The organism is Sphingomonas sp. BL-S-28, from assembly GCF_055521515.1.
Map to the genome: position 1 here is coordinate 2068889 of NZ_CM145483.1, position 13450 is coordinate 2082338.

General features: G+C 62.8%; 15 protein-coding genes. 11 read left to right on the top strand and 4 right to left on the bottom strand.

The genetic code is table 11. The features are described 5' to 3' along the window. Positions 1-2 precede the first annotated feature (2 nt). The 11 genes from ACZ1JC_RS08670 (at position 3) to ACZ1JC_RS08720 (ending at position 10277) form a co-directional block, all read left to right on the top strand. Positions 3-944 (top strand): PDR/VanB family oxidoreductase, encoded by a 942-nt coding sequence (locus tag ACZ1JC_RS08670; protein WP_465139952.1) that lies wholly within the window; start codon positions 3-5, stop codon positions 942-944. A 242-nt stretch (positions 945-1186) separates the two neighbouring features. Beyond that, positions 1187-2533 (top strand): hypothetical protein, encoded by a 1347-nt coding sequence (locus ACZ1JC_RS08675; RefSeq protein WP_465139951.1) that lies wholly within the window; start codon positions 1187-1189, stop codon positions 2531-2533. A 242-nt stretch (positions 2534-2775) separates the two neighbouring features. Then, on the top strand, positions 2776-3198 hold the full coding sequence (locus ACZ1JC_RS08680; protein WP_465148486.1) for a c-type cytochrome: 423 nt from the start codon (positions 2776-2778) through the stop codon (positions 3196-3198). A 202-nt stretch (positions 3199-3400) separates the two neighbouring features. Further along, positions 3401-4003 carry a hypothetical protein gene (locus tag ACZ1JC_RS08685; protein WP_465139949.1) on the top strand — a complete coding sequence of 201 codons (603 nt, stop codon included), beginning with the start codon at positions 3401-3403 and terminating at the stop codon, positions 4001-4003. A gap of 71 nt (positions 4004-4074) precedes the next feature. After that, the gene (locus tag ACZ1JC_RS08690) at positions 4075-5226 is read left to right on the top strand and encodes a hypothetical protein (RefSeq protein ID WP_465139948.1); all 1152 of its coding nucleotides are present in this window, start codon (positions 4075-4077) and stop codon (positions 5224-5226) included. After that, the gene (locus ACZ1JC_RS08695) at positions 5223-6914 is read left to right on the top strand and encodes a DUF1588 domain-containing protein (protein WP_465139947.1); all 1692 of its coding nucleotides are present in this window, start codon (positions 5223-5225) and stop codon (positions 6912-6914) included. The genes ACZ1JC_RS08690 and ACZ1JC_RS08695 overlap by 4 nt, the downstream gene beginning before the upstream one ends. A 16-nt stretch (positions 6915-6930) precedes the next feature. After that, positions 6931-8271 carry a DUF1552 domain-containing protein gene (locus ACZ1JC_RS08700; RefSeq protein ID WP_465139946.1) on the top strand — a complete coding sequence of 447 codons (1341 nt, stop codon included), beginning with the start codon at positions 6931-6933 and terminating at the stop codon, positions 8269-8271. Then, positions 8268-8759 (top strand): VOC family protein, encoded by a 492-nt coding sequence (locus ACZ1JC_RS08705; RefSeq protein WP_465139945.1) that lies wholly within the window; start codon positions 8268-8270, stop codon positions 8757-8759. The genes ACZ1JC_RS08700 and ACZ1JC_RS08705 overlap by 4 nt, the downstream gene beginning before the upstream one ends. Beyond that, positions 8756-9079 carry a high-potential iron-sulfur protein gene (locus ACZ1JC_RS08710; RefSeq protein WP_465139944.1) on the top strand — a complete coding sequence of 108 codons (324 nt, stop codon included), beginning with the start codon at positions 8756-8758 and terminating at the stop codon, positions 9077-9079. Before ACZ1JC_RS08705 ends, ACZ1JC_RS08710 begins: the two co-directional genes overlap by 4 nt. Further along, positions 9076-9735, top strand: coding sequence for a cytochrome b/b6 domain-containing protein (locus tag ACZ1JC_RS08715; protein WP_465139943.1), 660 nt, complete (start codon positions 9076-9078; stop codon positions 9733-9735). The genes ACZ1JC_RS08710 and ACZ1JC_RS08715 overlap by 4 nt, the downstream gene beginning before the upstream one ends. Further along, positions 9732-10277, top strand: coding sequence for a MarR family winged helix-turn-helix transcriptional regulator (locus ACZ1JC_RS08720; protein WP_465139942.1), 546 nt, complete (start codon positions 9732-9734; stop codon positions 10275-10277). The genes ACZ1JC_RS08715 and ACZ1JC_RS08720 overlap by 4 nt, the downstream gene beginning before the upstream one ends. A gap of 242 nt (positions 10278-10519) precedes the next feature. Here ACZ1JC_RS08720 and ACZ1JC_RS08725 read toward each other — a convergent pair whose 3' ends face one another. Genes ACZ1JC_RS08725 through ACZ1JC_RS08740 form a run of 4 tightly spaced genes read right to left on the bottom strand, consistent with a single transcriptional unit; the run spans position 10520 to position 12688 of the window. Continuing rightward, the gene (locus tag ACZ1JC_RS08725; RefSeq protein WP_465139941.1) at positions 10520-11290 is read right to left on the bottom strand and encodes an energy transducer TonB family protein; all 771 of its coding nucleotides are present in this window, start codon (positions 11288-11290) and stop codon (positions 10520-10522) included. Beyond that, positions 11287-11586 carry a hypothetical protein gene (locus ACZ1JC_RS08730; RefSeq protein WP_465139940.1) on the bottom strand — a complete coding sequence of 100 codons (300 nt, stop codon included), beginning with the start codon at positions 11584-11586 and terminating at the stop codon, positions 11287-11289. Before ACZ1JC_RS08730 ends, ACZ1JC_RS08725 begins: the two co-directional genes overlap by 4 nt. Then, positions 11583-11876 carry a DUF3325 domain-containing protein gene (locus ACZ1JC_RS08735; protein ID WP_465139939.1) on the bottom strand — a complete coding sequence of 98 codons (294 nt, stop codon included), beginning with the start codon at positions 11874-11876 and terminating at the stop codon, positions 11583-11585. Before ACZ1JC_RS08735 ends, ACZ1JC_RS08730 begins: the two co-directional genes overlap by 4 nt. After that, complete coding sequence (locus tag ACZ1JC_RS08740; protein ID WP_465139938.1) at positions 11873-12688, bottom strand: PepSY domain-containing protein; 816 nt, start codon at positions 12686-12688, stop codon at positions 11873-11875. Before ACZ1JC_RS08740 ends, ACZ1JC_RS08735 begins: the two co-directional genes overlap by 4 nt. Positions 12689-13450: the final 762 nt, after the last annotated feature.

Below are 13450 nucleotides of genomic sequence, written 5' to 3' on the forward strand. Positions count from 1 at the left end.
CCATGTCCATCACCGCAAGGCTGAGCCGCAAGACCCAGCTTAGCCCAGATATCGCCGAATTTCGTTTCCAGACACTGGGAGAGCGTTTCACCGACCTGACGCCCGGTGCGCATATCGACATTCACTTGGGCGACGGCCTGATCCGCCAGTATTCACTATGCGATTGGGATCCCGAGGGCACCTGGGTAGCAGTCGCCGTGAAACGCGAAGACGAGGGGCGGGGTGGGTCGAGGGCGGTCCACGCGCTCGAAGAAGGTGCCGAGTTGCAGATCGGTGGCCCGCGCAATCACTTTGCGCTCCGAAATGAGCAGGCGCCCATACTTCTGCTCGGCGGCGGGATCGGCGCTACGCCAATTCTGGCGATGGGCCGTCACCTCGCGGCAGGCGGTGCAAAGGTCCGGATCGTCTACCTGACGCGCTCTCTCAAGGATGCGGCGTTGCACGAGACTTTCGAATCCCTTGCGCTGGGCGATGCCTACCGGCTGCACTGCGACGATACCGACGGGTTCTGCGACTTCGACAGTGTGCTTTCGGAACACCCCAGCGACGGCGATGTCTATGTCTGCGGGCCCGAGCCGATGCTTCAGGCCGTTCTATCGGCAGGTGCGCGAAGCGCCCGCCTGAACATCCATTTCGAGCGATTCGCGGCCGCGCCGGACCGCGCAGCGCAACCCGCGGAAGGTTTCGAGGTCGAAGTCGGCTCGACCGGTCAGGTCTTCACGATATCGCCGGACCAATCGATCCTGACTGTTCTTCAGGAAGCCGATTTCAATATCGAGTTCGGCTGCTCGGAAGGCATCTGCGGCGCCTGCATGGTCAACGTTCTCGAAGGTGAGATCGACCACCGCGACAGCGTTCTTGCGGACGATGAGCGCGATCAGAACGACTACATGTGCATCTGCGTGTCCCGTGCGAAATCGGGGAGGTTGAAGCTCGACCTATGACGAGTCCCAGACCGAGGAGGGCAGTACCGCCTGCCTCCCACATCGCTCCCCAACCGAGCGAACGCGCGGCACCGCAAGCGCAACGTTAAAAGCAAAACAGGCCAGAGCGATCGGGAAAGATCGCCGGTTCACGTGAGAGGATCCCCCATGGTCTCGAACCCGACCGCGCGTGGCGCCATTCCGCCGCGCCGTTGCTTCGCTGCGCGACACCGCCACTGCAGCGGTCAGCGTGAGCATTTCGCATGTTAAGCGCCGCAGCAGTCGTGGCTCTTGCGCCCGTCATTGCTGCGACGCCATCGGCAGAGGCGGCCGGTTTGACGGGCTCCGACACCAGCACGGTGTTTGAATTCCCTGCCTCCAGCGCCGGCGAAAGCAGCGATGCGCTGCCGGTGGCGGCCGAAGCATCCTCGGATGCTACCGGAGAAGCGGTTTTGCCAGTTGCCGAACCGGCAGGGAAACCGGGGAGGCTCAAACTCGGCGGTGCAATCCGGGCGCGCTACGATCTGCGTTTCAACGACACGGACGCGACCGGTGCCCGGCGCACCTCCAGCCATTTGTCTTTCGACACGCTGCTGCTGACGGCGGACTATGATTCCTCCGTCGTGTTCGGGGCGGCACAGTACCGTTTCTATGGAGGCAGTTTCATTTACGGACGCGCCAACGGCTACGACAATTATCCGGGCGAGGTGAGTTTCCCCGTCTATGCCTATGTCGGCGCGAAATTGAACGATAAGCAGAAAGTGACCGTCGGCGTTCAATCGGTTCCGTTCGACGAGCGCTGGTGGGGATCGGCCTTCTTCAACAGCCTCGGGTTCGTCTACGGCATGGAGGAGGTCTACAACGCCGGCGTTACCTTCAGCCACAAGGATGCGCACCTTTCTCTCGATGCCGGTTATTTCCCGACGACCGCGCCCAGCGCATTCGGCATCAGTGATGATAGCGCCCGATTTTCGGTCAACTTCGTCAAAGGCGATAGCTACGTTCCTGATGGATCCAGAAATGCCGAAAGGGACATGTTCGTTGGGCGCGCGCAGTACCATTTCGACTTGCCGGGAAAGAGCACGCTCACTTTAACGGGGTCTGCCTGGCTCTCGACGATCCACAACTTCGATACGCGCGAGAACGGGTATCGTCGCTCCTATGCGCTAAGCGCGAGTGGCGATAGCGGTCCTTGGCATGCGAAAGTCCTTGCCGCCCGCCAGGTCATCGAGCCGCGCAACGGCGGGCGAAGCGACCTGATTACCGTGGGCGATTACGATTCGTCGTACAATATCGCGGCGAAGGGCACGTTGGCGTTTGGTGAAATCGGCCGCAAGATCGAGACCGGGAGCCTTCCGTTCAGCCTCAGCCTTTACGCGAACTATGGCCGGTTCATGAAGGATGGTGCCGGTTTCGCGGATACCGAACGGCTGACGTTAGGGGCGTTCTGGTCTGACAAGGCGACAAGCCGGATACGTGTCTGGTCAGATCTGATGATAGGTCGGAACGATCCATACGTGGGGGCGGGGCAATTTTTGTCCGGCGCCGGTCAGGGCGGTGACGACAGGATCAAGGCCTCGCTGATCATTCTCATGGGCTACTATTTCTGAGCATATGCTGGCCGCGTTCGCGCCGGTCACTGAAACGCCGGTTTCACTGGGCCGTCAGGCAATGTTTGGTTCCGCAGGGTATCACGCTCAACCAGGGACAGCGCTCCTAGGGAATTCCGCTTTCTAAAAAAATACGACGCGTAGCGATTGACTAGTTCAAAAATTGAATCAATATTTCTCCCAACGACAAAACAGTCGGACGGGAGAATGCCATGAGAGCCATTTGGCCGATGGGCGCTGCAATGGCGGCGCTTGCGGTTGCCGCGCCCCTGATTGCGGCGCCAGCCGACACGATCCGATCGCGGGTGGACAATTACCGGGAACTCGGTGCCGCCTTCAAAGCCGTGAACGATGGCCTGCGCGGCGACGTGCAATGGGTGCTGCTCAGCCAGTCCGTACGCCAGATCCGCAATGCATCGCGCGGCCAATATGAGTGGTTCCCGCAAGGTTCCGGGCCTCAGCCAGGCGTGAAGACGCGCGCCAAAGCGGACATCTGGGCGCAGCCGGCAAAATTCAAAGCCAATCAGGACGCCTTCGCCAAGGCCGCCGATGATTTGCAAAAGGCGGTGGCTGCCAAGGATGCCGCCGCCGTCAGGATCAGCGCCCGAAACCTGGGCGGCGCCTGCAAGAGCTGCCACGACACTTTTCGCACGCCGGAGGGTTGAGGTGCGACGGGAATCTGCGGCGATCCTTGCCGCCTTCTGTGCCGTTCTTGCTGGCGCGCCAAGCAACGCATCCGCGCAGCCTTCCGATTTTGCGATCGCAGCGGCGGATGGATCGCCCTTGCCGGCAGGGGTCCGTACCAAGCGGACGGATGAGGGCAGCGTCTATGCCGATACCCGGGGCGAAGTGCTCTATGGAATGGACATGCGCACGGTCCTGCGCTGGGCACCGGATCCGAGCAAGTATTGCACAGAGGCTTGCGAACAGGATTGGCAACCGTTGCTCGCTCCGGCTGGCATGGCGCCGAACATCCGATTTCCCGATGGCTCCCGAATGAATGCCGATGATGGTTTCATTGATCCTCGCAAGGCTCCCGACTGGACTGTCATCGAAGGCGCGCAGGGGCCGCAGTGGGTCTACAAGGGCTGGCACCTCGTCTTTACGCGGAAGTCGGGAAACCGGGCGTCGACAGCGTTCGACGGCACGGTCGGCATGACCTGGAACACCCTTAAATACGTGCCGGCGGTTCCGAAAGTCGATGCGCCGGGCAGTGTCACCACCGCTTTCATCGATGGTGCCTACGCGCTGACGGACAAGGACGGCCGCGTCCTGTTCACAGGAAAGTGTGAGCGCGATTGCCGATGGCACCCGCTGCCTGCGCCGATGGCGAGCAGCGGATCCAGGGATTGGAAAGTGGCTCTCGCTGGTGATCGCCCGGAATGGACATTGCAGGGAAAGCGCGTGTTCGTGGCGGAGGACAGCGATCCCCATGCCGTGCCGCCGGGAGGCAAGATCCTACGGCCCTAAGATAATGAGGGAGAGGCAAGGTGAATAAACGAAAAACGCGCCGAGGCCTGCTTTTAGGGGGCGTGGGCTGCATGGCCATCGCATTGGCCGGCGGCAGCGCCGTGCTGTCGCTGCAGGCCCCGGCGCAGGCCGATGCCGTGGGCGGTAAACTGCCAGCCGCTCCGGCGAATGGAGTGATGGGCTTCGTCGTTCAGGATTTCGTGCCGCCGGTGCTTCAGGATAAGGCTGCCTGCCCGACCGGAACCAGCCCGAAGATCCGCGAAACCTATCTCGCGTCGTTGTCGCCTGACGAGCGCGCGCGGCTGGAACGCAAGGAAAACGAACCCGAATTGACCAAGCGCTGGCAGGCGACCGTGTTCGGGCCGAACGGCACCAACATCTGTTCGCAGCCCGACCAGTTCGATCGGCCACTGTTGAAAACGGTGCAGAGCGCGAATGCGGGCGGGCTCGATCTCGACGGCGATGACCCCAGCCAAAGTTGCAGCCATGAGGCGTTCACGGCGCCCGACGGCCGGACCGGGATCGACAATCAGGAATACCGGGTGATGGGCTGCACGCTGGAATGGCGCGGCAAGGACGGCATCGGCGGGGATCTGCTCACGGGCATGCGCCAGTTCCATGCTTCCGGCGAATGGACGCAGGTGATCCTGCTGCGCGGTGTGGACAGCCTTGAGAACGACGACGATGTCGAGGTGATCTACGGCAACACGCCTGATCGGCCCGGTCTCGACAATCACGGCAATTTCCTGCCCGGCTATAGCTTCACGATTTCCGACAAGGCGCCGCGGCATCGCAACGTGCTGCATGGGCGGATCGTGGGCGGGGTGCTGACGACCGACGCGCAGGACATCAAGCTGACGCAGACTTGGGGGCAGGGCGGGGCCCGCGACATTCGCGGCACACGCACCGCTTACGATCTGCGCCATGCGAAGCTGCGTCTGACGTTCCAGTCGGACGGATCGCTGCGCGGCCTAGTCGGCGGGTATCGGCCGGTTTTCGATGTGATCCAGAGCCCGTCGATCGGCGGTGTGGGCGCGGCGCTGGCGGCCGGGATCGACTGCGCGGGAACGCTGGCGACGCTGCGCAAGTATGCGGACGGCATCCGCGATCCCAAGACCGGCAAGTGCACGGGCGTTTCCAGCGCGATGGAACTGCGCGCGGTGCCGGCCTTCGTCAACGACGTGCCCGCGGCGGCCCGTCCCGTCAGGAACCAGGCCCTATGAGACCCTCTCGCTTCGTGCCGCTTGGCATGGCCGCGGCTACGCTTGCCGGTGTTTTGTGGTTCGGCGGGGCGGGATCGCCGGTGCCGCGCGTTCATGCCGAAGCGAACGCTTCGCAGACATTGCTGGAAGGCCCGCAAGTCGTCGGTATGCGCCGGTTGACCGAAGCGCAGTACCGCAATTCCGTCGCCGATATCTTCGGAACCGATATCCGCGTGGCGGGGCGGTTCGAGCCTATCGTTCGTCCGGCGCATCAATTGATCGCGTCCGGTGCACGCAGCGCGGCGATCTCGCCATCGGGGCTGGAGCAGTTCGATGCGATGGCGCGCGACATTGCGCGGCAGGTCTTCGATGAGCATCACCGCGCCCAGTTCGTGGCGTGCACGCCGACCGATCCGGCGCGTGCGGACGCCGATTGTGCGCGGCGGACGCTGGCGCCGCTTGGACGCCTGCTTTTCCGCCGCTCGCTGACCGAGCAGGAACTCTCGCTCTACGTTCGCATCGCGGGAGAGGGAGCCGGTCCGACAAAGTCCTTCGCGAAGGGTCTGGAACTGGCGCTGAGTTCCATGCTGGTTTCGCCCTGGTTCCTCTACGTGGTGGAGACCGCAGAGGCCGATCCGATCAGGCCCGCCATGTTGCGTCTGGATAACACGTCACGCGCGGCCCGGCTCAGCTTCATGCTCTGGAATTCGACGCCCAGTGCGAGCCTTCTGGACGCCGCTGCGGCAGGCAAGCTGACCGATCAGGCGGGCCTGACGGCAATCGTCCAGCACATGGTCGCCTCTCCGCGCTTCGAGCAGGGGCTGAGGGCATTCTTCTCGGACATGCTGCTGTTCGAGAAGTTCGACGAGCTTGCCAAGGACCCGGTGATCTATCCCTACTTCAATCAGGACGTGTTGCAGGCGCTGCCCGAACAGATGCTGCGCACGATCAGCACCCAATTGCTGGACGGGGACGGCGATTACCGGGAGCTTTTCACCACCCGCAAGACCTGGATGAACCGGCCGCTTGGTGCGCTGTACAGAGTGCCTGTCGGCCGATCCCAAGGGTGGGTGCCTTACGAGTTTTCGGCGGATTCGGATCGTTCGGGGCTGCTGGGGCTTGCCGGTTTCCTGGCGATGTATTCCCATTCGGGGCGCAGTTCGCCCACCCTGCGCGGGCGGGCGATACGCGAACTGCTGCTGTGCCAGCCGGTGCCCAATCCGCCGGGCAACGTGAACTTCACCGCGGTTCAGGACACCGCCAACAAGGCGATGCCCACGGCCCGCATTCGCCTGGATGCCCATACGACCGATCCGGTCTGCGCCGGATGCCACAAGATTACCGATCCGATCGGGCTGCCGCTCGAACGCTTCGACGGCATCGGCTCATTCCGGGCGAGCGAGAACGACGCGCCGATCGACGTCTCCGGGGCGATGGACGATGCGCGCTTCACAGGTGCGGACGGCCTTGGAAAGACGATCGCTGCCAGCCAGGACGCGACGATGTGCGTAACCTCGCGCGTGCTGGAATACGCGACGGGCAGACCCAGTGAGGACGGCGAACTGGTTGAGAAGTTGGAAGGCCGCTTCGCCGGCGACGGCTACCGGCTGCGCAAGCTGGTCGAGGCGGTCGCGACTTTGCCCCAGACCTACGAAATTCCCCGCGAAGACCTGAAAGCCGGGGCCACGCAAGTGGCGACGCGGCGCTAACGACAGGAGGACCATCATGGCATTCGACATGTCCCGCCGCTTCGCCCTGAAGGGCATGCTGAACGGCGCCGCCATTACCGTGGGCGTTCCGCTTCTCGACATCTTCCTCGATGGCAATGGAGAAGCGCTTGCCGCAACCGGCGCACCGATGCCGGTTCGCTTCGGCACGTGGTTCTGGGGGCTGGGCGTCAATCCCACCCGCTGGTTCCCGGACAATGCCGGCACGGGATACGACCTGAAGCCCGAACTGGAAGTGATCAAGCCGCATGCGAGCAAGATCAATATTCTGGGCAACTTCAATGTGATGCTGGACGGGGCACCGAACCTTCCGCACGTTTCGGGCGGTCCGGCGATCCGCACCGGGCGTGCGATCACGGCAGAGGGCGGGCTGCCCGGCGAAAGTTTCGATGTCACCATCGGCGACCGGATCGGTTCGCGCACTCGCTTTCGCAGCCTGGAAACGTCGGCCTCGGGCGATCCGCGCAATTCGCTGAGCGGGCGGGGCGGCGGCAATCTCAACCCATCGGAGGGATCGGCGGCCGGGCTTTACAAGCGCCTGTTCGGTACCGGCTTCAAGGACCCCAACAGCGGAGAGTTCACGCCCGATCCCGAAGTGATGGCGCGCCGCAGCGTGCTTTCGGCCGTAACCGAACAGCGCCAGTCGCTGGAAGGCGCAGTCGGGGCGGCGGATCGGCAGAAGCTCGATCAGTATTTCACCTCGGTACGCCAGCTTGAGAACCAGTTGGAAGTGGAACTGACCAAGCCTGAGCCGCTGCAGGCCTGTTTGGTGCCGAAGCCCGTTGCCGACCGCGCGGTCAACGCAGAGATCGAGAACGTGGTGACGAACCATGCCCTGATGACCGACCTTCTGGTCATGGCACTCGCCTGCGACCAGACGCGGGTGTTCAACATGATGTTCAACAACGGTGCGTCTTCGCTCACGCGGATCGGCAGCACCATCACGCACCACCAACTGACGCACGAGGAAGCGCTGGACAACCGCCTCGGCTATCAGCCTGAAGCGACCTATTTCCTGAACCGCATTTTCGAGGCGTGGACCTACTTCGTCGGCGCGCTCGACAAAGTGCAGGAAGGATCGCGCACCCTGCTCGATAACACGCTGGTCTTTGCCCATTCGGAAACCGAATTCGCCAAGTTCCACACGATCGACAACATTCCGATGATGACGGCGGGCAGCGGCGGCGGGCGGATCAAGACCGGCATCTACGTCGATGGCCTTGGCACCCCGGTCAGCCGCGTGGGCCTTACCCTGCAGCAAGTCATGGGTGTGCCCGTCGACAAATGGGGCGCGAAGAGCATGGAAACCTCGAAATCGATCGGGGAGCTGGTCGCATGAGGCGCTGTTTGTCCATCGCGATTGTCGCCGCCGCGCTCCTTTCGGCGTTCGGGGCTGAGGCTTCCTATGCCCAGCAAGCGCCGGCTTCGGCCCGAATGGTGGGCACGGTTCTCAATGCCGCCGCCATCGACAAGGAGCTTGCCTTCTACAAGGCGGCTTTCGGTCTTGAGGTGGGCATGACGCTCGATCACGGCACGCGGCGCGAATACATGCTTCGCTTCTCGAAGGACCCGATGGAAGCCGGGCTGATACTGGTCCACGACAGCGCTCCGGCCAGTTCCGCCCAACTGACGCATGGCAATGCCTTTGACCGCATCGTGCTGCGTGTCAGCGACATGGATGCGCTGGTTGCCCGCCTCGATGCCGGGGGCTTCCCGCACGAAGCGGTGCGCCGGGTTGCGCAAGGGTACTCTGTCCTCCAGCTTCAGGATCCAGAGGGCTATCCCATCGAAGTGATCCAGAGCGCGGCCAAGGAGCACGCGCAATGATCGCGTCTCGCAGACAGCTACTTGGGCAGGCCGTCGCGGCGGCCGGCGCGGCATCCGTGGGCTTGTTCCTTGGCTGCGATGCTTTTGCCCAGAGTGCCGCACCGGCTTGCTACGATCCGGCTTCGCTGCCCTTCACGCAAAAGAGCCGCCGCAAGTCGCTCGGTTATGTTGAGGCTTCGACCGATCCTGCGCGGCATTGCGGAGACTGCGCGTTCTTCACGGCGACTGCGAGCGGCTGCGGTACCTGCCAGATGCTGTCCGGCGGGCCGGTCAATGGCGGCGGTGTCTGCAATTCCTTTGCGAAAAGGGCGGCGAAATGAGCGCCGGAACAGGCGTCCGCGTCTGGGATCTGCCCACGCGGCTGTTTCACTGGCTGCTGGTACTGTTGTTCGCGTTCTCCTGGTGGAGCGCGGAAAACCGGCACATGGACTGGCACTATCTGTCCGGCCTGACTTTGCTTGGTCTGCTGGCGTTCCGGCTGATATGGGGCTTCGTCGGTGCCAGCACGGCGCGCCTGCCAGCGCTTTTCGCCTCACCGCGCTCGGCAGTCGCCTATGTGCAGGGGACGGGAAGTGCACGCCCGGGCCACAATCCGCTTGGCGGGTACAGCGTGATCGTCATGCTGCTGTTGCTGGCGGTTCAGATCGGCACCGGCCTTTTCGCGACCGATGTCGATGGCCTGGAATCGGGCCCACTGTCTTTTCTCGTCACCTTTGATCAAGGTCGTCTGGCGGCGGAAGTTCACGCTTTCAGCTTCAATCTGCTGCTGGCGCTCGTAGCGTTGCATGTCGTTGCCATAGCCTTCTATCTCGTCGTTCGCCGCCGCAACCTGGTCGGTCCGATGGTCAGCGGACGAGACCCATCGATCGACAATTCGCAGCCGCACATGAAGCCGGGGCACCCGGTTGCCTTTGTCATTGCCGCTGCACTTGCTACCTTGCTGGCCTGGTCGGTCAGCAAGGGTTTCGGTTTGTGAAAGGTACGCCACGCGAAGAGCTTCTAAAGCGCGCGTTTTCTCCGCAGGAGGCCGATACCCGGCGTAGGCCACGGTCCGGCGACACCATTGGGTGGGCCGAAATCGCGCCGATCATCGAAGGACTGGTATTTGCCGGGCGCCCGATCGGCGACGCGAATGCCGAGGTTACAGCTCGATATGATCTGGGCCCAAGGGGGTACTACATTCTGAGCGCAATCGATCGCGGCATCACCTATCCCCAGGACCTGGCCTCGCTTATTCGTATCGGCCGCAGTCTGGTAACTTTCGAACTGAACCGGCTTACATCGGCTGGCTTGGTTGTGAGTACCCCCGGAAAGACGGACCGCCGGCGAGCGGAGCTTAGTTTGACGGACTTGGGCCGAAACGCGAGCGAGGAGGTTCGAAGCAGCCTTGAACGGATCGTCAGGGCTAACCTCGCCGCCTACTCGCTGGAAGAAATCCAACTTTTCGCCCGGATGCTCGCAGACGCAGGGCGATCAGATGGCAATGCGTCCGTCGAGGCGAGTGGAGAGCGCGACTGATCTTCGCTAGTTAGCCCTCGTAGATCGGCTTGAGAGCGCCGCGAGATTGCTATGGAGATTGGTGACTTTCCGTTCCATGTGGATTGGGAAGCGTTGTTGCGAAAATACAATTCGTGAAAACGCCGGCAGCAGGATGATGTCGATCACTTTAGTATAACCTGAATAGTTTGACCCTGTCGCGAGGCGAGAGGCACGCTTCGGGGAAGCAGATCAAACCGTCTGGCTGCGGCATGGCGCGGCTGTTAACGCATGAAAAACTCGACCGGCACCACCAGTTCGATGGCCTCACCCTTCACGTCCTCAGGAGGCCTGGGCAGGGGTTGTGCGCGTTTGGGTAGGGAGAGCGCTTCCTGATCGAGCGAGCGGAAACCGGACGAGCGCTCCAAGGTGACGGTCAGCACCTTGCCCAGTCGGTCCATCGTGAAGCGAATATAGGGCACGCCCTGCTGGCGAGCAAAATGGGCATCGCGCGGATAGCGCTTCACTTTGTCGAGCGCGGCAAGGACCAAGCCCTGCCAAGTCGGCTTGCCACTCGACATCTGCGGGGCCGGTGGCGCGGGTTTGCTGACGGGCGCGGTGGTCTCCTTGATTGGGGGGCCGGGATCGGGCGGGGCGACTGGCGCAGGCGGTGCTGCCGTCACGATGTTCGCGCTTGGCAGGACGATCTTCGGCGTTTCGATCTCGGGCCGATCCGGCTGCGAAACGGGCTTTTCCTTTTTCATCTGTTCCGGACCCGGCGGGACCTCCCGGAACGGTTCCGGCGGCGCGGCAGGCGGGGCGACGTTGAAGGCCGTGAGTGTCGCCTGCGGCGGCGGGGCAGTGTAGGTCTGCCACGTCAGGAGCAGTCCGGCGAGGATCGCGAGGCCAACCCCACCCGTTCCGCCAAGCCCGATCAGCCGCGTGCCGAGCGACGCGGGTTGGTCGGCATAGCGAAGGGACGAAACGGCCGGTTCGGGCACCAATGGCTCGGGATGGATAATCGGACGCTGACGTGCGGCGAGAGAAGTGGTCATGGCAGTCGTCCGGCGGGTAGGGCAAGAATTGCGAGACCACACAGCCCGCCGAAAACGAACAGCCAGAACCATGCTCGCGCAGCGCTGGGGACATGGAACACCGCCATCGAAACTGCAGCGAAAATGGCGAAACTGGCCAGTGTCGCTCCGGTGACGGCCTCTACTGCATCGACGCCAAGGCGCACCATCAGACGTGCGGCGGCAACGGTCAGCAACGATGTCAGCGCGTAGGCGCCCAGCGTCCCCGCCAGCACTCTGGCGGTCGTAGACCAGCGCATGGATGCGAGCGTTTTCATGGCCGCACCTTACGCATGATCCACTCGCGATTGGTCTGCCCGGTGACGACAACAAGGCTCGCAAGCGTCAGCCAGCCGAACCAGACGACAGCGCCGTAGCCCCAGCCCAACCGTGATCCGGCGTGCAGGAAGGCGAAAGCGAGCAGGCCAAAGCCGCTCCAGCGCAGACGGCGGGAGAAAGGCAGTTTCAATTTGCGTCGTAGCCAGTCCTGCTGGTGACGAGCCATGGCCATCAGCAGCAGAACAAAGCCGCCGAGACAGAGGATGAAGACGGCAAAGTGATGGATCATGTCATGCTCTCCGTGCCAGCGCGCGATTGGCGTGGGGAACCCTTCGCCTTACGGTTTGCGAGGCGCCATGCCGCAAAGGCCAGCAGACCTGAGGAAGCCAGCATCATCAGATCGAAGCCGGCAAAGACCGGGTCGCCCGCGATCAGGCTCGGCATCAGTCCGCGTGACGTGGTGAGCTCATTGACGAGGGGAACCAGCGCGTAAAGCGCGGCAGACGCTGCCAGTGTCTCGATCCAGGCCCGTGCTGCCGGCCGCGCCAGCGTCCATGCGAGGACGCTGGCCCATACCAGAAACAGGCAATCGATCTCCCATTCGCCGCGCGAAGCGAGATCCAATGGCAGCAGGCGATTGGCGAGGAAGTAGCCGGCGATCCCGGCGATGGGGCCGACCAGCATGCCTATGTTGAGCCGCTCCACCAGACGAACGCCGAAATGGGGGCACGTGGGGTCGGGGAGGCGCGGTCGGCGTTTGACGGTCCACAGGACGAGACCGGTGCCGACCATAGCGGTGCCTAGCGTTCCCGAAACGAAGTAGAGCCAGCGCAAGCCCGTCTCCGCGAAAGTGCCGAGATGGAGCTGGATCATCACCTCCTGCGTCACGCGTGCGCCGCCTGGTGCCGGCGCGCGGTAGAGCAGGAGACCATCATGGGCGGACAGGATCAAGCGCGGCGAGGGCGTACCCCACTGGTCGCGCAGGGCATAGACCGATACCGTCGCGTCAGCATCGCCGGGATGGTCGATCGACAGGCCGCCGACATGCCCACCCTGCCACAGCGCTTCTGCCTTTGCGGCAAGCTGCGGAAGGGAAAGCATTTCGCCGGCGCGGCCCGTAAGGAGCCTGTCCGGTTTCGGGGAGAGCACCTAGCAAAGCCGCCATGCGGGCCGGATCTGCAATCGACAGAGGACTGGCGAAACCGGCACATTCCACCGACCTCGCCCAATGTTAGGGGTTAGAGCTTACGAGTACCCACCCATTTGACCATCGCGGGATCACGATGGTCGAAGAAGCTGCTCGCCATCTGGCCGAGCGTCGCGATGGGGGCGCGAAGCCGACGAGTCCTTCCGAGACGAGATCTATTCATCCATTCGGTCTCGCACCCTGCGAGAAAGAAAGTCACAGCGTCGCGGCCGAAGAGCTTCCGTCGTACGAGAATTAGTCGAAGCAGAGCCACACGTTGATGTTCTGCAAAGTCGGGAAGGTTACCGTGACCCGCGAACGGCGCGTCAGACTCCCCGGTTCCTTCGAGGACGAGCATACTTCACCCCAAGACGGCGCCGCAAATACTTCAAAGCCGCTTTTGCATATTTTTGACGCTTTCATTTGCAGTGCCCGTAGCACGGCTCGTGCTCGCCCACTTTTTCTCAAGTGCTGAGCGCACTTTTCGACCTTGGCCACAGTGAGATGTTCAATTTCGATGAATTGCTCCCGGGCAGCATCCCCCCGTCAGTTCACCCGGACAAGTGGGCAAAAGTCTTAACCCGCCAATTTCTCTGGCAAAGTTGTCGCGACAATTGGGCGAGGGCGTTGAAACTTGCAGCGAAACGCAAGTCAGAGAGGTTGGAGCTAGTGCTTCC